Raw genomic sequence first — 24,901 nt, 5'->3', positions numbered from 1 at the left:
ATTCTCGATGTCAAATTGCTGTGTGTCTTGCTCCGTAAGGCTTTTGCGAATGTATTTAAACTAAAAATCTCTCGTGCTTTGTATTTTTTTGAAGTGGGCTAGGCGCTTTCACGTTTCGATCGGCACAGTAGCTAATGCATCACTCGCCTTAGATTAATTGCCTGTTTTTGTCTAGTATTTCAAGCTACAAAAATAATCTTTCTGCCGATACAGCCTTGATCTAAAATAATTGGCACGCCATATGGCAGATGTCATGAAGCAACGATTCGGTGGGCATTGCTCACCCACGGGCTAACCCGCTAACCTTTAGTGCGATTAGTGTGATTTCCAGCGCGATCGTCAGCGCCAAAGGTTGTTAGCCAATTTCCAATGTGCTGATCCTGGCGTTGGGAAATGACCAAAAACAAAGACAAGGGGTTTAAACCCCTTGTCCGGATCCCTGGCCTAAGCTTCTGGTCTGCTGCCTGGGTCTCTTCTCAATGCTTGAGAAAATCAATGCTTGAGAAACCCCTTGAAGAAAAGCTGCTAAAAAAAGTTGCTAAAAGAAGCTGCGGTTGCGTTGCAATTGCTGGGGAAACGGCAAATTTTGGGACTCATGAAAATCCGTTTGTACCTTAGCCGTTAACCGGCGAGACACTTGGCGGACAATTTGCCCCAGCAGTCGATCGCCCGTTCTTTGAATCAATCCTTGGGGCAAAACCCGAATAAAGCGCGGAAACCACACATCCACATTCAAATCCAGCGTCCAAGTGACGTGGGTACTCACGGGTTGCTCGGCCGCTTCGTCGGGATTGTCCACCGCCACCAGTTTCATGGCGGCCTGGAAGTCTACGGCGTAGCCCGGTGGGTCATAGTCGGGCACGGGTACGGTGCGGATCCCATAAACGCCCTGTTCCGGCGGCAGGAGTTCGAGGCCCACTTTCGGTTCCACGTAATAGTCAAATGCGCCAAAGTGCCCGATCGTGATGGCATAGCTGTTTTGGTCGATCGGGTTGACCTGCATTGGATGAGCACAGCGGTGAAACCACTCCTGATGCCCATCGAGGTAGTTGGCAAAGGTTTCCGGGGCGGCGGCGATTTCCATGTAGTCCTCAAAGCGGTTATAGAACCGCATGGGCCCATCGCTGTCATCCTCGGCATCGGAGTCCGGTTGGGCGTTTTGAGCACCCTTCTGCGCGTCATTCTGGAAACCGTCTGGATTGCTACTCTGAACGGTCTGCTGTGGGTTGTGAATATTGATTGACGGGTCTTGCGCCTCAAGGGCCGCATCGTCCGATCGCCCCTCGTTGGGATCGGATTCCGGTGACCAGTCAGGGGTAGAACGCATAGCCATGCAACATCAACACCTTGGAGACTATAGCCTGCTCGATCGCCCAACGTCCTGGCCTAGGGAACCAATTTGCCCCAGGTGGCTGGGCCCACCACCCCATCGGCTGTCAACCCTTGGGCTTTTTGATAGGCCAGCACTGCGCTAACCGTTGCGTCGCTATATAACCCCGTGGGCGGAATATTCAATCGGAATTGTAAATAGCGCACCGCCGGGCCATAGCCGTGATTGGGTCGCAACACAACGCGATCGACCGTGATCGACGTGATCGCTTCCCACATGGCGCGATTGCTGGCTTCCGTTTCCGCAGGCGAAATGGCAAAGATGGTTTTGAGGCGTTGTTTCGCCTGGTTGGTTTGGGGCCCCAGCTTGCCATCGGCGGCCAAGGGCTGGCCCGTGGGTGTGGCGTAAACCTGCAACCGGTTAAGGGCCTGCTGCAATTTCACAATTTCTGGGTCGCTGGTGGTCGGGGGCGGTGTGGTGGCCGTTTGGCCGCCGGTCATGCCCGCCACGATCGCCCGCGCCATTTGGTCTGGGTCAAACCGCTTCATATCATCGGCGGAATCCACAAAGCAGCATTCCACCAAAATGCTGGGCATATCCGTATGGGCTAGCACGTAGAAGTTGCCCTCTTTGATGCCACGGTTGACATAGCCCAGTTTCAGAATTTCCGTGAGCACGGGTTGGGCAAATCTCTTCCCAGAATTGCTGGCATACCAAACTTCAGAACCGCTGGTGCGGCCGTTGTAGCTGTTGAAGTGGATGGAGACAAATAAATCCACATTGTTGGCATTGGCGGTGGAACAACGCTTGGAAAGCGAGTCCATGACGCTAGAGGCACTTTTGGGGGTGCAGTTCACCACCTGATGACCCAAGGCTTGCAGTTGACTGATCACCCTTGTGCCGACGGCGATCGTGAGGTCATCTTCTCTTTTGATGCCCACTGCGCCAGTGTCGGGGGCCGCGTTGTGGCCCATGTCAATCCCATATTTCATTGAATCCAGTCTCCTCGGGTCTCTCAGGCTGCTAATCAGTCTAGCCGTTGCATTGAGGGAGCGGCGACTGGGCGATCGCCCCTAGGCAGTTGTCTGGCGGGGGGGCGATCGCCACCCAATTTGAACATCACTCGCCGCTGGGAGGGTGCTGCTCCAGGGCGAGCTTGAGATAGCGTCCCGTGTGGGAAACCGGATTCACGGCCACCTGTTCCGGTGTGCCGGTGGCGATGATTTGCCCACCCCGATCGCCCCCTTCGGGCCCCAGATCAATCACCCAATCGGCGCACCGGATGAAGTCCAAGTTGTGCTCGATCGCCAGCACCGTGTTGCCCTTATCCACCAGCCGTTGCACCACGTCCAGCAGCTTATGCACGTCATAGAACGAAAGTCCCGTGGTCGGCTCGTCGATCAGATACAGGGTTTTGCCCGTGGCTCGGCGGGATAGTTCCGTGGCCAACTTCACCCGCTGGGCCTCGCCGCCGGAGAGGGTGGGGGCCGGTTGGCCGAGCTTGATGTAACCCAGACCCACATCGGAGAGGGTTTGCAGGCGACTGACGGCTTTCGGCACGTTTTGGAACACCTCCAGGGCCTCATCGATCGTCATTTCCAGCACGTCGGCGATCGAGTAGCCCTTGTATTTCACCTGGAGCGTTTCTCGGTTGTAGCGCTTGCCTTTGCAGACTTCGCACTGCACATAGACATCGGGCAAGAAATTCATTTCGATCGTGTTCACGCCCTGGCCACCACAGGCCTCGCAGCGGCCGCCCTTGACGTTGAAGGAAAACTGACCGGCTTTGTAGCCCCGCGCTTTGGCCTCGATCGTCTGGGTGAACACGTCACGGATGATGTCAAACGCGCCCGTATAGGTGGCGGGGTTGGAGCGGGGCGTGCGCCCGATCGGGGATTGGTCGATCGCGATCGCCTTGTCGATATGTTGCAGGCCGCGAATGTCGCCCAAATCCGCCGGAAACGGAATTTTGTGACCCAGGTGGTGATAAAGCGCAGGCAACAGCAGCTCATTTACCAAGGTGGACTTGCCGGAACCAGATACCCCCGTCACGCAAACAAATTTGCCCAGGGGCACTTCCACGCTCACGTGCTGCAAATTATTGCGGTAGGCATCCAAAATCTTCAGACTCAGGCCATTGCCCGATCGACGCTCGGCCGGGGTGCAAATTTGCCGCCGCCCGGACAGATAGGCCCCCGTTAAGGAGGTTTCCGCCTTCAGCAAATCCGCCAGGGAACCTTGGGCCACAATTTCGCCTCCATGGATGCCCGCGCCGGGGCCAATGTCCACCAAGTGATCCGCCGCCCGAATCGTGTCTTCATCGTGCTCCACCACAATCAGCGTGTTGCCCAAGTCCCGCAACCGGGTGAGGGTGGCCAACAGCCGATCGTTATCCCGCTGGTGCAGACCAATGCTCGGTTCATCCAACACATAGAGCACCCCCGTCAAACCTGCACCGATTTGGGTGGCTAGGCGGATCCGCTGGGCCTCGCCGCCGGAAAGGGTCGCCGCCGATCGATCCAAGGTCAAATAATCCAACCCCACATCGATCAAAAACTTCAACCGCGATTCCACCTCCTTCAGCGCCAAGGCCCCGATCGCCTGTTGCCGTTCTGACAGGAGCGATCGGCCATCAACGCTGCCCGTGAGTTGTTGCACCCGCGCCAAGGCTTCCCGTACCGACACATTGGTTAAATCAATAATTCGGTAGGGGCCCAAACGCACGGCCAGCGCCTCCGGTTTTAACCGTTGACCCTGGCAAACCTCGCAAGCTTGATCGACTAAATATTGCTCTAGCTTTTGTTTGTATTGATCAGAGGTGGATTCGCGATATTGTCGATCCAAAATCGGCAAAATCCCTTCATACTTTCGGTGATAGCCCTGGCGTTCTCGGAATCGGGAATCCGTTTCAATCCAAATTGGTTTATCCGTGCCGTACAGCAAGATTTGTTGCTGTTCTTCGCTGAGCTGGTTCCAAGGCGTTTGAATTTCAAACCCAAAGGCCTGCCCCACACTGTGCAGCAAGGATAGGTAATAGGTGCTGTCCTTATCCGACCAAGGGGCCACCGCCGCATAGACCGGCAACTTGGGATCAGGAATCACCAATTCTGGGGAAAAGGTGCGTAAAAATCCCAATCCATGACAAGCGGGACAAGCCCCATAGGGCGAATTAAACGAAAAGAGTCGCGGCGACAATTCCTCCATCACCGCGCCGTGTTCTGGGCAAGCAAAATTCTCAGAAAAAACCAAAGATTGGGGCAATTCTGTTGCCGTTTCGGAATTCGCTTCCCCATTGGTCGAATCCGCAGCCGTTGTGCCATTGGCTCCGGAATCCGGTGCATGGGCAGCGGGCAAAATATCCACCACAGCCACCCCGCCCGCATGTTTGAGGCAAGTTTGCAAGGAGTCAACTAGGCGCTCTTGGATGCCTTCTTTTTTAATTAGGCGATCGACCACAATTTCAATGTCGTGAAATTTGTTTTTATCCAGTTCGATCGCATCACTCAGTTCGCGCACTTCCCCATCAATTCGCACCCGCGCAAAGCCTTCGGATACCAAACTCGATAGCAATTTTTTGTGGGTTCCTTTTTTGCCGCGCACCACCGGGGCCAAAATCTGAAACCGAGTCCGATCGGGCAGTTCCATCACCCGATCGCACATTTGATCGATCGCTTGGGGCGCAATTCCTCGATCGCAAACGGGACAATGGGGTTCACCGGCCCGCCCATAGAGCAACCGCAAATAGTCATAGATTTCCGTCACCGTGCCCACGGTCGATCGGGGGTTGTGGCTGGTGGATTTTTGGTCGATCGAAATGGCCGGACTCAGCCCCTCGATCGCGTCCACATCGGGCTTATCCACCTGTCCCAAAAACTGCCTTGCATAGGCGCTCAGGGACTCCACATAGCGCCGCTGACCCTCTGCAAAAATCGTGTCAAACGCCAACGAAGATTTTCCCGATCCCGACACCCCCGTAAACACAATTAATTGGTTGCGGGGCAGCTCCAAATCAAGATTTTTCAGGTTGTGTTGCCTTGCGCCGCGCACATGGATCCGCTCGCGGACTTCGGGAGACTGCGGCTGGCGATCGGGATGGGGACGGGAATTAGCAGAACTAGCCATGGGGGCAACCACCGCAACAAACGCCAGCAAATCGAAAATAGCGCTCTTTATCCTAGCGTTCGATCGGGGTGGGCGGCGGCGCAACGGTCAAGGGGCGCGTGCAAAATTGAACGATGGGAAGCGGGATTCGTTGGCGCTGTCGCCGAAGCAGCTCAAGATTTTGGCTATTTTCCGAGCGATCGCCCCGGGGTGTGGGTGGAGTGTGAGCCGGACAGTCAGTTACGGGATCCGGAATCAATCCCGTTGGCGGATCCAATGCGCGGCTATGTTTTGCGGGAGGTGAAACCGCATGTGGAGGATACGTCGATCAATTTGAGCAAGACTACAATTGGCTATGGGATTAGCTTTAACAAGTATTTTTACAAGTGCCAGTCGTTGCGATCGTCGGCAGAGGCAATGGCGGAGATTCTCCAACTTGAGGCAGAAACGGAGGGCTTACTCAAAAATCTGGTGAATTTTGCGGGGTTATGAGGAATGGCTAGAGATATGTTTCATGATCTGGTCAGGGCTGGATTGGAGGCAGAGGGATGGGTGATTACGGCCGATCCGTTATATCTATCGTTTGGTCGCGTTAATTTTGAGGTGGATTTAGCGGCGGAGCGGGTTATCGCAGCGGAACGGGAAAATCGGAAAATCGCAGTCGAGATCAAAAGCTTTTTAAAGTCATCATTCGTAACCGATTTTTATGGTGCATTGGGTCAATTTCTAAGTTATCGCTTGGCACTTCAAAGAGTTCAGCCAGATCGAGAGTTATTCTTGGCAGTGCCGCTGGAAACTTACGAACGCTTTTTTTCATTGGAATTTACGCAATCAGCAATCCAAGAATATTCACTACGGCTAATTATTTATGATTCTGAGCAGGGAGGTTTAGTTCGATGGATCGATTAATCATGTATCGCAATGCAATTAAACAATTATTGTCTGAGTACCACTCTGGGGAGCGTGTGGGAAATGCATACGAGTCTCAGTTGATTTTGGATGAGGTTCGCGATCACTATCTTTGGTTAGATTTAGGTTGGGAGGGGTCGAAGCGTATTTACCATCCGATTATGCATTTCGATATCAAGGATGGGCGGGTCTGGATTCAGGAAAATATGACGGATCAAGATCCGGCGGAAGATTTGATCGAGTTGGGGGTTGAGCGATCGGATATTGTTCTGGGGCTACAGCCGCCGTTCAAGCGTCCATTTACTAATTATGGAGTGGCATAGTGATGAATTTTCTGAAACATAAGCGATCAGAAGAGCTGAATGAACTAAATTAAGTTTTGATTGTTGAAGCTGTAACCGGAAAAACCAAGGTCTAAAACCATGCCAAAATCAAGAAAATACCAATGGGTTTATTCTCCCTCGAAGCAAAACAAACCCAAAGTCCCCGAAGCCGAAAAACAAGCCATTACCCAACAGGTGCAAGCGCTAATCGACACTGACCTAGCCCCCCGCTATCTCCACCAAGACCAACACGCCTACTTCCAAATTGAAAGCCTATTCACCAAATGGCATCGCAGCTTTATTTATCTCTGCTATACCTGCCGCCTGAAAAACTCGGAAGCCGTTGAAGCTGCGATCGCAGAATTCAAAGACAGCGTGATCAGAGAGGCGATCGAAGAGCGATTCACCCGCCTCGAGTACGTCGCCCCCGATCAATTTAATCTCGCCTACTTCCGCCACACTGGTAAATGGTGGACAACCCACGAAAACATCACCCTTGATGCTGCCCTCACCACCATTCGCGAATACGAAATCTATCACCCCTAATCCGCGCCACCCAGGGCGATCGGCCCATGACCCAAGACACCAAAGCCCAACCCCTCACCGCCGAAACCGTCCTTGCAACCCTGCGCCAACTTTTCCCAACGCTTCAACAACAATACAACATCAAAAAACTCGGACTCTTTGGTTCCTACAGCCGCAACCAAGCCACCGCAGAAAGCGACATTGATCTACTTATCGAACTTGATTCCGACATCACCTTCGGTCTCATCACCTTTTGCCACATCGAAAATACCCTAAGCGAAAAACTCGGCAAAAAAGTTGATCTCGTGATTTCTGAAAACCTGAAACCCAGCCTGAAACAAAATATCTTAGACGACGTAATTTATCTATGACTCCCAGAAAAATTAGAGACTTTCTCAACGATATGATTTCCTCGATCGACCTTACTCAGGAATTTATAGCCGGTCTAACCTTTAAAACATTTGAGGATGATCAGAAGACCATTTTTGCCGTAAGTCGAGCCGTTGAAATCATTGGTGAAGCCTCCAAACAGATTCCAAAAGAGATTTGCGAACAATATCCAGCGATTCCATGGAAAGCGATCGCAGGCATGAGAGACAAAATGATTCATCACTACTTTGGTGTGAACTTAAAAATACTCTGGAATACTGTTAATAATGATCTACCAGTCCTCAAACCAGAATTACTCAAAATCCTCAACAACCTAAAAGACTAGAAAATTATGCTCAATGAACCAAAGCCAACAACCCTCACCGCTGAAACCGTTCTTGCAACCCTGCGCCAACAACCGAACCTTTTTGAACAATACAACATCAAAACCTTGGCCCTCTTCGGTTCCACTGCTCGCAACCAAGCTACCGAACACAGCGACCTCGATTTCTTAGTCGAATTTGTCGGAAATCCCACTTTTAAAGGATATATGAAACTAAAGTTCTATCTAGAAGAGTTGTTTCATAAGCCCGTCGATCTAGTGACTCAAAGATCAATCAAATTAATAATTCGAGACCAAATTCTAAGTGAAGCAATCTATGTCTAGAAATATTCGGCTTTATATTCAAGATATTCTCGAAAGCATCTCTAAAATCCAAAAAGCAACCAGGGAGTATCAAAAGGCAGATCTACTAAAAAACGATATCGTTTTTGATGGTGCTATCTTGAATCTGCAAATCATTGGAGAATCAGTCAAGCAAATTCCGCTATCTATTCGAGAAAAATATCCACAAATTGACTGGAACAGCATCATTGGCCTGCGAAATATCATCGCCCATACTTACTTTTCACTAGATCCAGAAATTATTTGGGACATCACTCAAACTGAACTTAATCCGCTCAAGAGCTGCATCGAAACCATTGAACAGAATGAAGCCCTCGGTTAAATTCAGTCTGACTTAAAAAGTACTATCATGATCAACACAAAAAATGACAAACCTCACCGCCGAAACCGTCCTTGAAACCCTACGCCAACAACCGAACCTCTTTGAGCAGTACAACATCAAAACCTTGGCCCTCTTCGGTTCCACTGCCCGCAACCAAGCCACCGAGCACAGCGACCTCGATTTCTTGGTTGAATTTGCTGGCGATCCAACCTTGAATTTATATATGAGTCTGAAATTTTTTCTCGAAGACTTATTTCAGAAAAAAATAGACTTAGTAATCCAAGAAGATATTAAACCCCAGATCAAAGAAAGCATTATCAAAAAGGCGATCTATGTCACGCAACCTCAAACTGTATCTAGTGGATATTCTCAATAGCATTGACAACATTCAAAGCGATACTACAAACATAAGCTATGAGGAATTTGTACAAGATCGACGGACAAAAGATGCAGTGATTCTCAACCTGCTCATTATTGGAGAAGCAACAAAACAAATTCCGCAAGACATTCGTGATCAACATCCAGAAATTCAATGGAAACAAATTGCAGGCATGAGAGATATGATCGCCCACGCCTATTTCAGTATCAACAATAAAATTGTCTGGAATATTATCGAAAATGATCTAGATTTTCTAAAAACCTGTATCAAAAATATTCAAAGTAATGAAGAAGACCGTTGAAATGTTAGAAATAAGGATACTTAGCATGGTCAGCCAAGCGAACACACATATTCTAACCGCCGAAATCGTCCTCGAAACCCTACGCCAACAATTAGTGGATTAGTCGATCGCAACTACCACCAAAGTGGTAACCCCAGTGACCATGATTCCAACCTCGCGATCGAGGCGGGCGGCGGCGCGGCTGAGACCGAAACGGTAGGATGGAAAGTGACGGGGCGATCGACTCAAGCCAATTTGCCCCAGTTCCCCGGCCAGGAGATTTTGCCCATGATCGCCCAACTGGACAAGCACCCCCAAAGCCTCGTTGTCTACAGCCCGGAAGCGTATCTTGATCGGGAAGTCAACAGCGATCAGCGTCACGAATACCGAGATGGAGTCATCATACCCATGACTGGCGGAACCCCGAATCACAACGACATTACAGGGAATCTCTATATTGTCCTCAAGCTGGCACTCCGACATCGGAACTATCGTGTTTTCCAGGCTGATCAGCGGCTGTGGATTCCTGAGCGGCGGATGTATACCTATCCCGATGTGATGGTGTTGCCCAAGCCGATCGAACTGCAAGCGGGTCGCAAAGATACGGTAACGAATCCCTTGCTGATTGCAGAAGTGTTGTCCAAATCTACTCGCAACTATGATGGGGGCGAAAAATTCGCCGCCTATCGCACCATTCCCAGCTTTCAGGAATATCTCCTAATTGACCAATACGAAATGCGCGTTGAGCAATTCATCAAATTAGAAGATTGTGAGTGGCGATTTTTGGAATATCGCAAGCCTGAATCTACCCTTCAGCTCAAAACCGTTGAATTAACTTTGCAATTAACTGATCTTTATAGCAACATTGATTTTTCGGAAATGGATTCATCGACTGATGAGCTGGCGATGAATCAGCCGGAAGATCAACAGAATATTTGAAACGTCAAAACTGAGAGGCTGCGGATTTTAACAATTGATGCGGACAAAATGCTTAAGCAGCTTGCGCCGCAATCGTCTTTACTTTGTTAGTCCCCAAAGATCTTTTTCAGATACCCTCTTAAGCACTGAGATTCAATTGAAAACCAAATTAACAGGCATGATTCAAAAATTCCAGAAAAACACTGCTCAAGAGCCAAGTGAGCAGCCCAAAGCCCAGCCCAAAATCTTGAAGAATAGGCTCATCAATCGTGGAGCTTGGCTCGGCTCTGGGGCGATCGCGATCGGGCTAATTCTGATGGCTAATCCTTTGCGGGCCCAGCTCCCCAGCAACAGCAATGATCCAAATAATGCGCCCGATCGACAGCCAACTATGGCCCTGATTTTGGAAAACCGCACCAAAGATGCTTTTATTCGGCGGTTTGTGATCCGAGAACGGCGCAATCGCCCTGGAACCGATTTATTAGCAGATTCCATTGGCATTTATCCCAACGAAGCTCGCCTCATGACCGGTAATTATCCGCGTCGGCTTTTGAGTTGTGTGGAAGTGGTTCCCGTCGGAGGGGGCGAGCCAGTTCGCCACATTGATATGGGACGGGTGCAAGTTGTAGGCAATCGAATTCGATTCAGCATTGAAGGAAATTGGAAAGAACCACCCTTTGCACCGGGCCCTTGCCCCTAGACAATGTCCGCAAAATTCTAGCCTTGCCAATAGTCTTGGAAAGATCTTGAATGCCATGGATTCTTGCTACCCAATTTTGCAAAATTGCCAGCGTGAACGTGTGAGCGATGGTGCGATCGTTCCTGTTTTGGATGGGTGCGATCGGGCAGCTAAAATTCTGTTTATCGCTCTGCCCCAATTGGGGGATTTTGATAGCTTGGAATATGCCTGGTGGTTGCGTCGGGAGGCCGATCGCCTGCGTGATCACGAAATTGTGCTGCGGGCTGTGGGGATTGGCGATCGCTCCTCGGGGGAAAAATTTTGTGATTACACGGGGTTTCCCGCCGAAGCGCTGTCGATCGATCCCACGGCGGATCTCCATCGAGAATTGGGGTTGTATGGCGGCTTGACCCGATCGTGGCTGGGTTTGCGATCGGGTCAAAGTGCTTGGGTGAATTTGATGTTGATGTGTGCGGGGCTGGGCAGTCCGGGCACGCTGGCGGAGGTGTTTCGGGGTTACCGGGGCGATCGCGCTGCGCCGCAGTTGATCGCTGACGACGAAACGATCGACACGAAATTACTGCCCCCGATCAAGGGTGAATTTTTTGCCCTGGCCGGTGGGCGCGGGTTTCAGCGTCCCTTTGAGCTGGCTACCTTGCGACTGCGAAATATGGTGGAAGTGTTGAGCCACTGGAATCGCTACGTTCCCGATGCTCAATACATGACCCAACGGGGGGGAACCTTTGTGTTCGATCGCGCCGGGACGTTGCTTTATGAACACCGCGATCGGGGAATTCTGGGCTTTGCCGCGAACATGGCTAATCCTTTGGCTTTCCTAGATCAGTTGGAACCGCCGAATTTGAACCCATCCCAGGCCGCGACGGTTGGCGACCCGGCTTAACCGCCCATCACTTGGGCAGAGCATCACGGGCGGCGATCGCATCGGGAACCCCCAAGGCGGCCGCGCGATCGAACGCTTCCCGGGCCTCAAAATTTCGCCCTTGCTTGGCCAACGCGCGACCTAATTTGAAGTGAGCCATGCCCGTGTTGGGCTGCAACTCCACCAGTCGCCGGTAGCCAATAATCGCCACCAGCACATCGCCCGATTCCAAACTCAGATCCGCCAGAGCCTCTTGGGCATCGTAGGAATCGCCATCGGCCGACACCGCCCGTTGATAGGCGGCGAGCGCTCCAGGAATATCGCCCTGTTCCCGCAGAATTTTGCCAATTTGCAGATGAACGGTCGGATTTCGTGGATTCAGTCGAGCTGCCTGGGCAAAAGCCGCCGTGGCCTCCGTGCTGTTGCCGGCCGCCAACCAGGCCACCCCGAGCGAAACATAGGTGCTGTCGCGGCGGGGGTTCAGCTTTTGGGCCGCTTGCAACGCCGCGATCGCCTGTTGCACTTCGCCGGTCTTCAGTAGAGTTAGCCCCACAAACTCCTGGGCGGTCGCATTCCGGGGATCCAGATTCAGAACTTGACGGTAGGCTTGCAGTGCGCCGCTGTAGTTGGCCTGGCGATAGAGCACGGCTCCCAGCCCCAAATGGGCATTCAGGTGGCGCTCATCCAACTGCACCGCACGGTAGTAGGCGGCTAAGGCTGGTTCCAGGTCGTTCGTGTTGGCGAAGCTGAACCCAAGGGCATAGAAAAATTCAGCATTACGCGGATCAAGTACCGTTGCCTGTTGATAGGCCCGGGCCGCTTCTGCGAAGTTGCCGCGCATGGCTTGCACATAGCCAATGCCGGAATAGATGCGGGCGTTGTCTCGATCGAGCTGGGCCGCCCGTTCATAGATCACCAGGGCCGATTCCCAATCGCGCCGCTGCACAAACTGCTCGCCCCGCTCGATCAGATCCTGAAGTTGGGGATTATTGCTGCTGTTGCTGACTTGGGCCAGGGTGAGGGGACTGGCTTGGGCTAACTCGGGGGCCAGCCCGATCGCCCCGAACCAAACCAGTAACCCCAGCGATCGCCCAATCAGCCGACGGTGGCGGGGTTGAAACAGGGATTGAATGGCCATAGTTGCGGTTTCGATCCTTGTGCGATCGAGCGAGTGGAAGCGTTGCAGGAGATCTCTTGCCAAAGATTTATTGCTGAAGATCTCTTGCCAAAGATTTATTGCCAAAAATCTCTTGCTGAAGATCTTAGGGCTTGCGGGGCCATCCCATCTGTGGACAGGCAACCAAAGACAAGGGGCTTCAGCCCCTTGCCATCCTGCTGGGATCTACCCTTGGGCGATCGCCTGGCCCGCCGCAATCCGGGCGCGATCGAACCCGCGTTGGTTCAGGATCTGCCAAGTGGGAACCATCTCCGGCCCCTGCATTGCCCCCATCAAGGTGGCCCGCAGAGTCCGCATCACCTGGCCCTTCTTCGTGCCCGTGGACTTCACCACCTGATTAATCAGTGCCATGGCCGCGTCGTGATCCAAGGGCTGGTCGCTCAAGCCGGCCGCCAGCGCCGCCAAAATCTCCGCGCCGCCGGACTGGGCCAGTTGTGCCTTGGCTTCGTCGGTATAGTCCACCGTTTCGCTAAAGAACAGCTTGGCCGCCTCAGGCGCTTGATCCAACCGGACGATCGCCGTGGCCAGCAGACCCGCCAAAGCCTCCAACCAGGGGCGATCGGCTACGGGGTCGAAGCTGTAGCCCGCGCCTTGCCAGTAGGGAATTAGGCGATCGAGCAGCTCGGCTGGCGGCATCTTGTGCAGATATTGGGCGTTCAGCCAGTTCAGCTTGTCCCAATCGAACTTCGCGCCCGCCTTGTTGACGCGATCGATCTCAAATTGGGCCGCCGCTTGCTCCAGCGAAAACACCTCATCCATCCCCTCCGGCGGGGCCCAGCCCAGCAGGGTCATGTAGTTGGCGATCGCCTCGGACAGATAGCCCATATTGCGGAATTCCGAGACCGAAGTGGCCCCGTCCCGCTTCGAGAGCTTGCGCCCTTCCCGGTTCAGGATCAGCGGCGTGTGGGCAAATTCGGGAACCGTTGCGCCCAGGGCTTCGTAGAGCAAAATTTGCTTGGCGGTGTTGGCGATGTGGTCTTCACCCCGGATCACGTGGGTGATTTGCATATCAATGTCATCGACCACCACGGCCAGGTTATAGAGCGGTTGCCCCACATCATTAGTGCCAGCCGCGCGGGCCACCACCATGTCGCCACCCAGGTCAAAGCCTTTCCACGTCACCGTGCCGCGCACCCGATCATTCCAGGCGATCGTCCGCTTGTCGTCAATTTTGAATCGAATCACCGGCTGGCGACCTTCGGCGATGAAGGCGGCTTCCTGCTCAGGGGTCAGGTTGCGGTGGCGGTTGTCGTAGCGGGGCGCTTCGTTGCGGGCTTTTTGACCCTCGCGCAGTTGCTCCAGTTCTTCCGGGGTGGTGTAGCAGCGGTAGGCCAAGCCCTTGTCGAGCAGAGTTTGAATCGCTTGCTTGTAAAACTCATTGCGCTTGGACTGGTAGAACGGGCCTTCATCCCAGTTCATGCCCAGCCATTGCAGGCCTTCGAGGATGTTGGCTTCAAATTCGGGGCGCGATCGCTCGGTGTCGGTGTCTTCAATCCGCAGCACAAAGGTGCCACCCGTGCGACGAGCATAAAGCCAGTTAAAAACGGCGGTGCGGGCCGTGCCGATGTGGAGATTTCCGGTGGGGCTAGGAGCGAGGCGAACGCGAACGGACACGATGGTGTTGGGGGCTAAAGGATTGTCATAAAGCGGCTTTGATTGTAGCGGGTTGCGGCCCTGACGGGGGGCGATCGGGTGACTGCCCTGGCTCGATCGATTGCGATAGTTTGGAAAGGTGTTCGATCTGAGGATCAACCCCATGACCCAAGTTTGCACGCCCATCGAACCGGCAATTCAACCCATTCAGCCAGAACCACCCCAGTCGATCGCCCTTAGTCAGCCCTATCGTTTCACGGTGACGGAATACCAGCGAATTTATGAGGCCGGTGCGCTCGCGCCGGACGCTCGCACGGAACTCATTGAAGGAATCATTGTCAAAATGTCGCCCATTGGATTTCGTCACCAGGCTTGTGTTAGTCGCCTGACTCGTAAGTTCTGTGCCTTGATCCAAAATCGGGCGATCGTCAGTGTGCAGAATTCCGTTGTCCTAGGTGATTCGCAGCCTCAGCCGGATCTGATGCTTTTGCAAGAAACGGAGAATTTCTACGAGGATCGATCGCCCACAACTGCCGAAGTTCTACTGCTGATTGAAGTGGCGGATAGCACGCTGAAATCTGATCGCGAGGTCAAAGGGCCGCTCTACGCACGATCGGGCATTGGCGAGTTTTGGTTGGTGGATTTGGAGCACGAAAAACTCGAGGTCTATCGCGATCCGAGTTCCGAGGGCTATCAAACCAAATTCACTCTCACCGCTGCCGATCGCGCCGCTTGCTTGGCCTTTCCCGACGAATCGATCACCCTGTCGGATCTGTTTGGCAACCCAGCAGAATCATCCGCATAATTCGAGATATTGGTTGCTCGCCATTGCGCCAAGAATTTTGCTAATAATCCAGCGGTAAATCGTAGGATTCCAACAGCGCCCGATCGCCCAATAATTCCGCCGTAGGTCGATCTTCTCGGATCCGCCCATGGGACAAAATCAAAGCTCGATGGGTGGTTTTGCCAATCCATTGCAAGTCATGGGAAGCCACAATCAGCGATTGAATGGGCAAGGTTTCCAAAACCTGAGCGAGCGATCGTCGCCACCGAGGATCGAGGCCCGTGGTTGGCTCATCCAACACCAAAATGGCCGGCTCCAGGGCCAGCACGGCCGCCAAGGCCGCCAACCGCCGCTGACCCCCCGAAAGTTCATGGGCCGATCGCCCCTCAAAGGCCAACAGATCAAAACGGGCTAGGAGTTCCCTGGCTTGGTTTTTGGCCTGGGCGATCGGGATGCCATAGTTCAGCGGCCCAAACATCACATCTTCCAAGATGGTCGGCATAAACAATTGGTCGTTGGCATCTTGGAAACAAAAGCCCAAGCGGCGGCGAATGGTGGGCAAGGTGCGCGGCTCCACCCGGGTTTCCCCAATCCACACAGCGCCTCGGCTCGGTTGCTTCAGGCCAATCAGTTGCTCCAAGAGGGTGCTTTTGCCACAACCGGTGGGCCCCAACAGGGCCACCCGATCGCCCGGCTCCAAAGCAAAGGAAATTCCCTGCAAAACCGGCGGCTGTTGGGGATAGGCAAAGTGCAAATCTTGCACCAAAACGGCGGCCGACACTTCAGCGCGATCAAGCTCGCATTTAGAAAAAAGGGTCATGAAACTGTTGCGGCGGCCATGCGATCGAACTTTATTCCTGCTTGCTCAACCTTAAAGGGATTAGGGCGACAGCGCCAAACCAGCACCCGTTGGCATCGTCCCAAAGGGGGGCAAACCTGCGCCAAAATCCCTACTCGAAACCGTAGGAGCCAATCGCCAGACCAGCAGCCCCCACCGCCGCCCCCCACAACCACCAGCGATGGTGTGGCGGGCTGGGGTGCAATAGGGGCAAGGCTCCCCCATAGCCCCGAACCACCATGGCCGCGTAGACCCGCTCAGCGCGATCGAGACTGCGCAAATACAGAGAGCCGATGGTGGCGGCGCTGACATAGCGCAACCAACTGCCCGGCCCCGACAGCCCCCGACAGGCGGCCGCCCGCTGCATCCGTTGCACCTCGTCGATCACAATTTCCAGGTATTGCCCCGCCAAGAGGGCCGTTTCTCGCAAAGCGGCCGGCAGCGGCAAACTTTTCAAGGCGATCGCCAAACTATGGGGCGGCAGGGTCAACAACACCCCATTCATCAGCAACAGGCAAACCAGCGATCGCGCCATCAGGAAGCTGGCCCGTTCCCAACCGTGGGGCAAGGCCGCCAGGCTCAGAAACACCAGTTCCGCTCCCAACAGGCCCAGGAGCGATCGCGCCGGAACCCGCAACCAGCAAACCCAGGCGATCGCCAAACTGCCATAGACCGCCAACGGGGCCCAAGCACCCACCCGCAAGCAAGCAGCCCCCAATACCCAAATCAGAGCCAACCGCAACCGCAACACCACCAGGGCCGGGCCCGGAGTCGATCGCTCCGAACCCCATGTTGATTGGCGATTGGCATTCAGGCTGATTTCAATCACGACTCTTCAGCTCGCTTGGGTTGCACCAACTTGGCGATCCCGAAGGCTGCACCAAAGGAAACCACACTGCCCAATAACCCCGTAATGGTCGTGCCCAAGGGCCCTAAGCCTTCAATGCCATAGTCCGCAAAGGGTGTAGGCACGGTAATTCGCACCTCTTCCGCCAGCCGAATAAAGCCCAAATCTTCTGCCACCTTTTCCAAGCCATCGGGCCAGGAAGATGCCAACAAAGACAGTACCCCCGCCACCAACAGCACGCCGATCACCGGCCCTTGCCACTGTTCCAAACGCGGCTTGGCTCCCGGCAGCAGGTCGGGGCGAGCCTTGGTCAAATAGCCAATGACACCAGCGGTGATGATCCCTTCGCCCAAGCCAATCAGGATATGGACTCCGGCCATGGCGGGCACGGCGAGCTGAAAGGCCGCCGTCCCGGATAACACCAGCTCGATCGCACAGGCGATCGCCGCCACCACCACACTCAACCCCGCTGCAATTCCGGCCGCGAGCGGTAACCGTCGCTGGGATCCCCCGAGTAGGCGCTGAATCACCTGGGTCAAAATCCAGCCCGTCCAGACCCCAAAGACGGCCATATTCAGAATGTTGGCTCCCAGGGCCGTGATGCCGCCATCGGCAAACAACACCGCCTGAATCAGCAGGACTGTGGCGATCGAGAGGGTTCCCGCCCAGGGGTTACCCATCAACACGGCTGCTAGCGTTCCCCCCAGCAGGTGGCCGCTTGTGCCGCCAGCGACGGGGAAGTTCACCATCTGAGCTGCAAAGACGAAGGCTGTGGTTAGCCCCAAAATTGGCCCCTGTTTGAGGCCATAGGTCGATCGGGTTCGCGCCAGGGATAGGGCGATCGCCCCGATTGTGGCCGCCGATGTGACCGTTGCCACGGGCACTGAAACAAAACCGTCAGGAATATGCATGAAACCAGCCAGCGTTAATCACACAACAGATTGCCATTCCAAAAAAACAAGTTCAGCCCCAAAAAACAATCCCTACCGAGGGGATATGAATCGCCCGATGAAGTGGTGGGGTTGCTGCCCTTGGAGTTCTCAAATACCCATCTTCCAAACTTGCTCAATTGGCTTTTCAGAGCGATGCAGAAATCGGTCAAAAACCATCTGCCAATTCAATTTTTCCTGACTGAACCGATTGATTCTCGCTATTGATTTCTCAGCGAAATTATCCTTCTGCTCGAAAAATGAAGCGTTGGGAGGATGCTCAATTCAATGCATTGAGTCTTGATCAAGTCGTGATTGAGCCTTGATTGGGGTTACCTAGCGTGAAGTGATCTGGGTTTAGATTTGTTCGCAATGCCGCTTGAGGATTGCCACTGATCCATAGTGATGGATTGCATCCCTATCATGGCCCAGATTTTTCAAACCCCTCAAGAATTAACAATCTTTTAAAAGCCGATGAATCATCCCATTGGCTTGGCTACCATAGCCGCCGCCAAATAGATTAAAGTGATTCAAGATATGGTAAAGATTGTAAAGGTCTTTGCGGATTTCATAACCTGATTCCAGGGGATTCACTTCACCATAACCTTGATAAAAGCTGTTGGGAAAGCCGCCAAATAATTCAGTCATGGCCAAATCTGCCTCCCGATCGCCCCAATAGGTTGCCGGGTCAAAGATCACGGGTGTGCCATCCACCATCACCGCCGCATTACCCGACCACAAATCCCCATGGAGCAGGGCGGGTTGGGGCCGATGTCCCTTCAGCAAGCTGGGAATGGCGGCCAACAGGCGATCGGCCTCGGGGAAATGGCCGCCACGCCGCTGAGCCAACTGCAACTGAAACCCAATGCGCCGCTCTGTCCAAAAGGTGACCCAATCATCGGCCCAATCGTTGGGTTGGGGGGTGGAGCCGATCGTGTTGCCTCGCCACCACCCAAAAGCCCGCTGACCGGAGGCCGGCTGCCAACGGTGCAACTGCGCTAAATTTCGCCCCAATTGGGCCCAGGCTTCATGGTTGCCACGGCCCAACTCCAGCCACTCCAAAACCAAATAGGCGCGATCGCCCGCTTGGCCATAGCAGAGGGGTTGGGGCACTTTTATGGCTTGGGCGGCGGCTAGGTCTCGGAGGGCTGCGGCCTCGGCCGCGAACATTTCCAGACCGCTGGCCTGATTCAGCTTGACAAAGTAAACGGGAGCGTTGGCAGCGTCGCCAAAACTCAGGCGATAGGTTTGGTTAATGCAACCGCCACCGACCGATCGGGCCGTGGGCGACTCCGCTGAACCACCGCCCTGTTCCCGAATGGCTCGGGCGATCGTTGACCATAGTGCTGACAGGTTTTCCATCACAATGACCTAATTTAATGACTCAATTTTTAATGACCCAATTTGTAGTGCGTCGCTTGATTTGTAATTTGCAATTCTTGCGGGATTCAACCATTGTTTAAATAGCATTCAAATCAATAGCATTCAAACGAAATTGAGAGCGGGCTGTGCTGGATCTGGTAAAGCTTTCAAAACAAATGCAGGGCATGGGCCAACAGCTCACCCAGGAGTCGCGGGCGGCGCGCCAACGGTTGACGATCGCCCAAGAATTGCTGGCTCAAGTGCAACCGGAACAGGACTATTGGGTGGGGCAGCTTCACCAATGGCGCGATCGCCTGGAGTTTGTGGCGGCCGAGCCGATCGAACCCTTGGACAAGCGCGAACCCATTGGCTCCGCCCCGATCGCCCACAGCTTGATCGCCACCGATGGTTCCCAAATTGCCCCCAGCCACCACGAAATCGCCTACTGCTATTTGATCAACACCGGGCGCGTGGCCCTGCACTACGGCCAAAAGCGCTATCCCATGCTGGATAGTTTGCCGGAAATTTTTTACAAACCCGAAGACCTCTACATTTCCCGCCAGTGGGGAATCAGCACCGAAGATTGGATGGGCCATCGGCGCACCGTGGCCGAGGCGGAAGCCCTGGCGGATTTGGGCACAGACTTAGCCCACAGCATCACCACTGGCAACAGCAAGGACGCACCGCCCACGCTGGCCATGGTGGATGGCTCGCTGATCTATTGGTTTCTCGATCGAATGCCGAGCACAGCAGTCGATCGGATTTTGCCGCCGATCTTGGCCGCCTGGGAACGGTTGCGGTTATCGGGCATTCCCCTGGTCAGCTATCTAAGCGCTCCCCGCAGTGGCGAGGCGGCTAACTTTTTTCGGCTCAAAACCTGCAACCAAATCACGCCCGATTGCAAAACCCACTGTCCTGGGCGAGCTGATGAGGCCCCTTGCAACCGGCTGAAACCGCTGCGGGATGCGGCCCTCTGGTCGGTGTTGCTGGAGTCGGGTGAGCGAGGGCCCCTGTGGCGATCGAATGCTCGTGTACTGGAGGACTATGGCCGCCACCGAATCTATTTCTGTTACCTGCATGTGGGAACTGAGGTGGCGCGGGTCGAAATGCCGGAGTGGGTGGCGACCGATCGCGCCTTGTTGAACCAGTCCTTGAGTTTGATTCTCAGTCAAGTACAAAAGGGCTATGGTTACCCGATCGCCCTGGCCGAGGCCCACAACCAGGCGGTGGTGCGTGGGAGCGATCGCAGCCGGTTTTTCTCGTTGCTGGAGCGGGAAATGGTGAAGGCCGGCCTCAGCAACATTGGCACTTCCTACAAAGAAGCCCGCAAACGCAACAGCATCGCCTGAGGAATCCAAGAGCGATCCAAGAATGATCCAAGGCTGTCGCTCCTTGGCCATCGATCAATTAATCTCTCTGGCGTTCTGGATTTGGCGATCTCTAGACTTGGCGATTTCTGGATTTGGCGATTTGTTGATTAACCCTCATCTTTCTGGATTGCCAGGGAAAATCCGGAACCGCTTGGGGCATTTTTTGAAGGGGCCGGGCGATCGGGCGGGGACGGGATTGCCCAATCACGCTGGCACGGGGATCGATCGCCGCGCCAATTGGGCGAGTGGAATAGGGGAACTGTGGCGATCGCACCACTGGCCAAGGGCTTCCGGAATTTGGCAATTGCTCAGGGAATCTGAACCCAAGAGACGAGATTCAAATCCAATCGCTCCTTTCACACCCCCATCAGAGACGACCTATGGCTATGCTGCGCCCCCAAGGTATCTACCAATCCCGTTCGGCTCAAACCATTCTGGCTCTGCTGTTGGCTCTGCCGATGGTGCAAGGTGTTGCAACTCCGCTGATGGCCGCTGAAGCGGTGCGAGCCGCCGGCCCCGAGCCGATCGCCAGCACCCTGCCCAGCAATGCCCGCATCTTGCATGTGAACCCTGCCATGGGCACGGACACGGCCCCCAGCGGTAGCCAGCGGGCCCCCTTCCGCACCATCGCCTACGCCCTCAGCCAAGCTCAGCCGGGTGATGTGGTGCAGTTGGCCCCGGGAACCTATAGCGCCGCCACGGGTGAAACGTTTCCGCTGATGGTTCCGGAAGGGGTGACTCTGCGGGGTGACGAAGCTGCCGAGGGCAAAAACACGGTCATTCAAGGGGGCGGTAGCTTCATTAGCCCCAGCTTTGCTCGCCAGAACGCAGCGGTGCGGGTGCAACGCAATACTGTGCTGAGTGGCATCACCGTCACCAATGGCAACACGCGCGGCACGGGCGTTTGGGTGGAGTCTGCCAACCCAGTGATTCGCCGCAGTGTGTTTAAGGGCAATCACCGCGATGGCATTTTTGTGACCGGGAACGCTGCGCCGACGATTCAAAACTGCCTGTTCCATGAGAACAAGGGGAATGGCATTGCGCTGACGCGGGCGGCCGGTGGGGAAATTCGTGATAGCTGGTTCCAAGCAACGGGCTTTGGCCTGGCGATTGGGGGAACGGCCAATCCGTTGGTGGTGAACAACACGATCGTCAATAACCAGGATGGCGTGGTGATTTCTGACCAAGCGCGGCCGGTGTTGCGCAATAACTCGATCGAGAACAACGGGCGGGACGGCATTGTGGCGATTTTGCGCGCTCGCCCCGATCTGGGAACCAGCGCGGCTCCGGGCAACAACCGAATTATGGGGAATGGTCGCTTTGCGGTGAATAACGCCACGGGGAACGCCTTCAGCTCGATCGGCAACCAAATGGGCCGTAGTCGTGTCTTTGGCCTCTAGGCGATCGCGGCAAGACCGTTAATGCACTGAATATCAGCGTTCTGTGCTCAGGGGGTCTGCACTTAGCATTCGCTTTCGTTGCTTCCTTACACCGAACTGAGTCCGTAGCATGGCTGTTGAGGCTGGCTACGGACTTTTTGCGTGAATTCTTGTGGCGTGTCTTTGTGAAACAACTGAACAAAATGAGTCGTTGCTAAAAACCGCTACTCATCCACTTGCCAGAGTTCTTTGGCGTAGTCCTGATCGAGACCCTTCTTGGGCCGCAAGACGAGAATCAGCTTACCCAGGAGCGATCGCTCGGGTTCCGCGTCAAACCATTCAAAGGCTAAGTTCTCGTCACCATCAGCCACCGCAAAAAAGGCATCATCCCGCCAGGTGCGATCGGCTCGATCGATCACCAGCATCACTGATTCCGGGCGATCGTCCGGTAGGGCGGCCGGCAACTGTTCTGGCAAGGCCAACAGGGCGATCGGGTCTTCGGCATTGCGCAACACCTGCCAATTGGGCAGCGCCACCCAAGCCCCCTCACCCGAAAACCGCACCATGCCGAAGGGCCCTTCCGACTCAATCAGGGGCACGGCTCGCAAGGCCGCCACGGGCATTGGCAACTGGCCCGCCACCGCCAGCAGGCGCGGCTCTTCTTCGTCGGAATCAATCCGATAAACCGGCATTCGGGGGGCACTCTTGGGAGCCACCACCGTGAAGTCCATCAACAGCTTTTCCAGTTGGGCCCGGGCTTCCGGCGTTTGGGCAAACCGCAACCCCTTGGCAATCAGGCGCGATCGACTTTGCAGATCCGTTTGCTGCCGGGCCGATCTCCAACATTGCCAGGCCAGCGCATCCCCCGGCAATTCCGCAAATCCTTCCGGCTGCTGTTTCAGGTAGGTCAATTCCTTGAAGGCTTTCACCACCTCGCGGGCCTCATCAAAATCCAACCCCCGCTCCACTACCAGGGCCGCCGTCGAAAGGCGATCGTCTTCGGACAAAACCCGCATTTCATACAGAATGTCGCTGCCCTTGCGCCCAAAGTGCTCTTGCACCGGCTCCGGCGCATCCAGTTTCAGCAGGGTTTGGTAAACCTGGGATCCGACAATCACTTGGTTTTGTTGGATTGGCTCAAAGCCCGTGTCTTCAAAGATTTTTTGGGGCCCCAGGCCGCTTTGTTGCAGCTTTTGGCAGGCTTGGCCCCACTCGACCCACGATCCTTCCTTGCGCCGCAGTTGCAACAACAGGCGATCAACCTCCTCTGGAGCCAGGCCTGCCTTGGCCGCTTGAAAGGGTTGGGAGGGGTTGCGATGAAACGAATCAGTCATTCTGGAAACCTACAAGACAAACCTGGCCCTATGGGCCAGGTGGCGAGCGTCGGGCGGCCATGGACAGGGCGATCGCGCTGATGCCCATGCTAGGCCAATCGGGCGTATCAGCAGAACCAATCAGCCCCAGCCGATCGAAGACGGGGCCCGTTCTCGTACAACGATATACTAGGCACGGAAAGCCCGCTGAACATCTATGCCTAGCCTCTATCACTAGCGTATTTCGGGTGATTTTGAGCAATTTCTCTTGGAAATTTTGGCTCAATTTCCCCCACTGGCTTGCCGCGATCGCGCGGCCCGGCTTTCCTCCAGACCCGCTCATCGCGCTGAAGCTATGAACCAAGGAATCGACCTCCAAAGCAGCTTCGTGCAAGCGCTCGCCGACTTCGGACTGCCTGGCGATTTCGCCCGCGCCGTGTGGATTCCGCTGCCGCTGCTCCTGATGCTGATTACTGCCACCGTCGGCGTGCTCGTCGTCGTGTGGCTTGAACGGAAAATTTCCGCCGCTGCCCAACAGCGGATTGGTCCCGAATATGCGGGGCCCCTCGGCGTGTTGCAACCGGCCGCCGATGGTCTGAAATTGCTATTTAAAGAAGACATCGTGCCGGCCAAGGCGGATCCTTGGCTGTTCACGATCGGGCCGGCGCTGGTGGTGGTTCCCGTCTTTTTGTCTTACATCATTGTGCCCTTTGGCCAAAACGTGAACATCACCGACCTGGGGTTGGGGGTGTTCCTGTGGATTGCCCTCTCCAGCATTGCCCCGATCGGGTTGTTGATGTCGGGCTATTCATCCAACAACAAGTACTCCCTGCTGGGGGGCTTGCGGGCCGCTGCCCAATCGATTAGCTACGAAATTCCCCTGGCCTTGGCCGTGTTGGCGATCGTGATGATGTCCAACTCCCTGAGCACCGTAGACATCGTGGATCAGCAATCGGGCTACGGCATCCTGGGTTGGAACGTCTGGCGGCAACCGCTGGGCTTCCTGATCTTCTGGATCGCCGCCTTGGCGGAATGCGAACGGTTGCCCTTCGACTTGCCAGAAGCAGAAGAAGAACTGGTGGCCGGCTACCAAACCGAATATGCCGGGATGCGATTTGCCCTGTTCTATTTGGGGTCTTACGTGAACCTCACCCTGTCGGCGCTGCTGGTGGCAGTGTTGTACCTGGGGGGTTGGGAATCGCCCGTCTCGATCGAATGGTTGGCCGGAACCCTGGGCTTGGATCTGAGTGCCGCTTGGGTGCAAATCATCGCCGCCGCCCTCGGCATCGTGATGGTGCTGTTCAAGACCTATCTGCTGGTGTTCTTGGCGGTGTTGCTGCGCTGGACGGTTCCCCGGGTGCGGATTGACCAACTGTTGAACCTGGGTTGGAAGTTCCTGCTGCCGGTCGCTCTGGCTAACTTGCTGCTGACGGCGGCCCTGAAACTCAGCTTCCCGGACTTCTTCGGCGGCTAACGGGGCCCAAAACCCCAGCCCCGTCCGCTTTGCTTCGCCCCTTGCACCCGAACCGTTCCGAGATCCCCGAAGGGTTCGGATGGGGGCGATCGGGAAGCACCGCGCAACCGCAAAACGCGCAACAGCGAAATGATC

29 protein-coding genes are annotated in these 24,901 nt (G+C 54.8%); 17 read left to right on the top strand and 12 right to left on the bottom strand.

Annotated features, from left to right (window positions below):
• Positions 1–538 precede the first annotated feature (538 nt).
• The 3 genes from H6G52_RS09085 to uvrA form a co-directional block, all read right to left on the bottom strand.
• Positions 539–1,333 (bottom strand): DUF1997 domain-containing protein, encoded by a 795-nt coding sequence (locus tag H6G52_RS09085; protein ID WP_242026287.1) that lies wholly within the window; start codon positions 1,331–1,333, stop codon positions 539–541.
• 53 nt (positions 1,334–1,386) lie between these two features.
• Positions 1,387–2,322 carry an N-acetylmuramoyl-L-alanine amidase gene (locus H6G52_RS09080; RefSeq protein WP_190527849.1) on the bottom strand — a complete coding sequence of 312 codons (936 nt, stop codon included), beginning with the start codon at positions 2,320–2,322 and terminating at the stop codon, positions 1,387–1,389.
• A gap of 127 nt (positions 2,323–2,449) precedes the next feature.
• A complete protein-coding gene (gene uvrA, locus H6G52_RS09075; RefSeq protein WP_190527847.1) occupies positions 2,450–5,452 on the bottom strand; it encodes an excinuclease ABC subunit UvrA in 3,003 nt (1,000 codons plus the stop codon).
• On the opposite strand from uvrA, the gene H6G52_RS09070 reads away from it, so the two are divergent.
• From H6G52_RS09070 to H6G52_RS09025, 10 genes are all read left to right on the top strand, one after another.
• Positions 5,423–5,923 (top strand): hypothetical protein, encoded by a 501-nt coding sequence (locus H6G52_RS09070; RefSeq protein ID WP_190527845.1) that lies wholly within the window; start codon positions 5,423–5,425, stop codon positions 5,921–5,923. The genes uvrA and H6G52_RS09070 overlap by 30 nt on opposite strands.
• Positions 5,924–5,926: 3 nt before the next feature.
• Positions 5,927–6,340, top strand: a complete 414-nt coding sequence (locus tag H6G52_RS09065; RefSeq protein WP_190353785.1) for a XisH family protein — start codon at positions 5,927–5,929, stop codon at positions 6,338–6,340.
• Positions 6,328–6,663: a XisI protein gene (locus H6G52_RS09060; protein ID WP_099532830.1), complete on the top strand. Its 336-nt coding sequence runs from the start codon at positions 6,328–6,330 to the stop codon at positions 6,661–6,663. Before H6G52_RS09065 ends, H6G52_RS09060 begins: the two co-directional genes overlap by 13 nt.
• 99 nt (positions 6,664–6,762) lie before the next feature.
• Positions 6,763–7,209, top strand: a complete 447-nt coding sequence (locus H6G52_RS09055) for a hypothetical protein (protein WP_190527843.1) — start codon at positions 6,763–6,765, stop codon at positions 7,207–7,209.
• Positions 7,210–7,235: 26 nt separating this feature from the next.
• Positions 7,236–7,559 (top strand): nucleotidyltransferase family protein, encoded by a 324-nt coding sequence (locus tag H6G52_RS09050; RefSeq protein WP_190527841.1) that lies wholly within the window; start codon positions 7,236–7,238, stop codon positions 7,557–7,559.
• Positions 7,556–7,903, top strand: coding sequence for a DUF86 domain-containing protein (locus tag H6G52_RS09045; RefSeq protein WP_190527839.1), 348 nt, complete (start codon positions 7,556–7,558; stop codon positions 7,901–7,903). Before H6G52_RS09050 ends, H6G52_RS09045 begins: the two co-directional genes overlap by 4 nt.
• 6 nt (positions 7,904–7,909) lie before the next feature.
• On the top strand, positions 7,910–8,224 hold the full coding sequence (locus tag H6G52_RS09040; protein ID WP_190353781.1) for a nucleotidyltransferase family protein: 315 nt from the start codon (positions 7,910–7,912) through the stop codon (positions 8,222–8,224).
• Positions 8,217–8,564, top strand: a complete 348-nt coding sequence (locus tag H6G52_RS09035) for a DUF86 domain-containing protein (protein ID WP_190527837.1) — start codon at positions 8,217–8,219, stop codon at positions 8,562–8,564. The genes H6G52_RS09040 and H6G52_RS09035 overlap by 8 nt, the downstream gene beginning before the upstream one ends.
• 43 nt (positions 8,565–8,607) lie before the next feature.
• The gene (locus tag H6G52_RS09030) at positions 8,608–8,940 is read left to right on the top strand and encodes a nucleotidyltransferase family protein (protein ID WP_190527835.1); all 333 of its coding nucleotides are present in this window, start codon (positions 8,608–8,610) and stop codon (positions 8,938–8,940) included.
• Positions 8,924–9,244 (top strand): DUF86 domain-containing protein, encoded by a 321-nt coding sequence (locus tag H6G52_RS09025; protein WP_347343115.1) that lies wholly within the window; start codon positions 8,924–8,926, stop codon positions 9,242–9,244. The genes H6G52_RS09030 and H6G52_RS09025 overlap by 17 nt, the downstream gene beginning before the upstream one ends.
• Positions 9,245–9,343: 99 nt before the next feature.
• Here H6G52_RS09025 and H6G52_RS09020 read toward each other — a convergent pair whose 3' ends face one another.
• On the bottom strand, positions 9,344–9,535 hold the full coding sequence (locus H6G52_RS09020; RefSeq protein ID WP_190527831.1) for a hypothetical protein: 192 nt from the start codon (positions 9,533–9,535) through the stop codon (positions 9,344–9,346).
• Between H6G52_RS09020 and H6G52_RS09015 the strand changes: the two genes are divergently transcribed.
• From H6G52_RS09015 to H6G52_RS09005, 3 genes are all read left to right on the top strand, one after another.
• Entirely contained in the window at positions 9,512–10,162 is a 651-nt protein-coding gene (locus tag H6G52_RS09015) for a Uma2 family endonuclease (RefSeq protein WP_190527830.1), read from the top strand. The two genes, H6G52_RS09020 and H6G52_RS09015, sit on opposite strands and share 24 nt — an antisense overlap.
• 226 nt (positions 10,163–10,388) lie before the next feature.
• Positions 10,389–10,841 carry a hypothetical protein gene (locus H6G52_RS09010; protein WP_190527828.1) on the top strand — a complete coding sequence of 151 codons (453 nt, stop codon included), beginning with the start codon at positions 10,389–10,391 and terminating at the stop codon, positions 10,839–10,841.
• Positions 10,842–10,896: 55 nt separating this feature from the next.
• A complete protein-coding gene (locus H6G52_RS09005) occupies positions 10,897–11,721 on the top strand; it encodes a peroxiredoxin-like family protein (RefSeq protein ID WP_190527826.1) in 825 nt (274 codons plus the stop codon).
• 7 nt (positions 11,722–11,728) lie between these two features.
• Here the strand turns inward: H6G52_RS09005 and H6G52_RS09000 are convergent, their stop codons facing one another.
• Together H6G52_RS09000 and gltX are read right to left on the bottom strand one after the other, a co-directional pair.
• Positions 11,729–12,838, bottom strand: coding sequence for a lipopolysaccharide assembly protein LapB (locus H6G52_RS09000; RefSeq protein WP_099532818.1), 1,110 nt, complete (start codon positions 12,836–12,838; stop codon positions 11,729–11,731).
• Positions 12,839–13,042: 204 nt separating this feature from the next.
• Positions 13,043–14,491 carry a glutamate--tRNA ligase gene (gene gltX, locus H6G52_RS08995; RefSeq protein WP_190527823.1) on the bottom strand — a complete coding sequence of 483 codons (1,449 nt, stop codon included), beginning with the start codon at positions 14,489–14,491 and terminating at the stop codon, positions 13,043–13,045.
• A gap of 142 nt (positions 14,492–14,633) precedes the next feature.
• Here gltX and H6G52_RS08990 point away from each other — a divergent pair, with 142 nt between their 5' ends.
• On the top strand, positions 14,634–15,275 hold the full coding sequence (locus H6G52_RS08990; RefSeq protein WP_190527822.1) for a Uma2 family endonuclease: 642 nt from the start codon (positions 14,634–14,636) through the stop codon (positions 15,273–15,275).
• 40 nt (positions 15,276–15,315) lie between these two features.
• On the opposite strand, the gene H6G52_RS08985 is transcribed toward H6G52_RS08990, so the two are convergent.
• From H6G52_RS08985 to H6G52_RS08970, 4 genes are all read right to left on the bottom strand, one after another.
• The gene (locus H6G52_RS08985) at positions 15,316–16,074 is read right to left on the bottom strand and encodes an energy-coupling factor ABC transporter ATP-binding protein (RefSeq protein WP_190527820.1); all 759 of its coding nucleotides are present in this window, start codon (positions 16,072–16,074) and stop codon (positions 15,316–15,318) included.
• Positions 16,075–16,204: 130 nt separating this feature from the next.
• On the bottom strand, positions 16,205–16,849 hold the full coding sequence (locus tag H6G52_RS08980) for an energy-coupling factor transporter transmembrane protein EcfT (RefSeq protein ID WP_099532869.1): 645 nt from the start codon (positions 16,847–16,849) through the stop codon (positions 16,205–16,207).
• Positions 16,850–16,917: 68 nt separating this feature from the next.
• Positions 16,918–17,850 (bottom strand): energy-coupling factor ABC transporter permease, encoded by a 933-nt coding sequence (locus H6G52_RS08975; RefSeq protein ID WP_099532812.1) that lies wholly within the window; start codon positions 17,848–17,850, stop codon positions 16,918–16,920.
• Between the two features lie 471 nt (positions 17,851–18,321).
• Positions 18,322–19,230 (bottom strand): fructosamine kinase family protein, encoded by a 909-nt coding sequence (locus H6G52_RS08970; RefSeq protein WP_190527818.1) that lies wholly within the window; start codon positions 19,228–19,230, stop codon positions 18,322–18,324.
• Between the two features lie 146 nt (positions 19,231–19,376).
• On the opposite strand from H6G52_RS08970, the gene H6G52_RS08965 reads away from it, so the two are divergent.
• Positions 19,377–20,579 (top strand): DNA double-strand break repair nuclease NurA, encoded by a 1,203-nt coding sequence (locus H6G52_RS08965; protein WP_099532809.1) that lies wholly within the window; start codon positions 19,377–19,379, stop codon positions 20,577–20,579.
• 225 nt (positions 20,580–20,804) lie between these two features.
• Here H6G52_RS08965 and H6G52_RS18775 read toward each other — a convergent pair whose 3' ends face one another.
• Complete coding sequence (locus H6G52_RS18775) at positions 20,805–20,927, bottom strand: hypothetical protein (RefSeq protein WP_255508510.1); 123 nt, start codon at positions 20,925–20,927, stop codon at positions 20,805–20,807.
• 53 nt (positions 20,928–20,980) lie between these two features.
• On the opposite strand from H6G52_RS18775, the gene H6G52_RS08960 reads away from it, so the two are divergent.
• Positions 20,981–22,000: a DUF1565 domain-containing protein gene (locus H6G52_RS08960; protein ID WP_190527817.1), complete on the top strand. Its 1,020-nt coding sequence runs from the start codon at positions 20,981–20,983 to the stop codon at positions 21,998–22,000.
• A gap of 203 nt (positions 22,001–22,203) precedes the next feature.
• On the opposite strand, the gene H6G52_RS08955 is transcribed toward H6G52_RS08960, so the two are convergent.
• On the bottom strand, positions 22,204–23,313 hold the full coding sequence (locus tag H6G52_RS08955) for a RuBisCO accumulation factor 1 (protein WP_190353763.1): 1,110 nt from the start codon (positions 23,311–23,313) through the stop codon (positions 22,204–22,206).
• Positions 23,314–23,647: 334 nt separating this feature from the next.
• Here H6G52_RS08955 and nuoH point away from each other — a divergent pair, with 334 nt between their 5' ends.
• Positions 23,648–24,766, top strand: coding sequence for an NADH-quinone oxidoreductase subunit NuoH (nuoH, locus tag H6G52_RS08950; RefSeq protein ID WP_190527815.1), 1,119 nt, complete (start codon positions 23,648–23,650; stop codon positions 24,764–24,766).
• The last annotated feature ends 135 nt before the right edge of the window (positions 24,767–24,901 follow it).

The sequence above is a fragment of the Limnothrix sp. FACHB-881 genome (genome assembly GCF_014698135.1).
In the GTDB taxonomy this organism is placed as follows: Bacteria; Cyanobacteriota; Cyanobacteriia; order CACIAM-69d; family CACIAM-69d; genus CACIAM-69d.
Note: the sequence above shows the minus strand (reverse complement) of the source record. Positions and strands in the feature narration are given on the sequence as shown.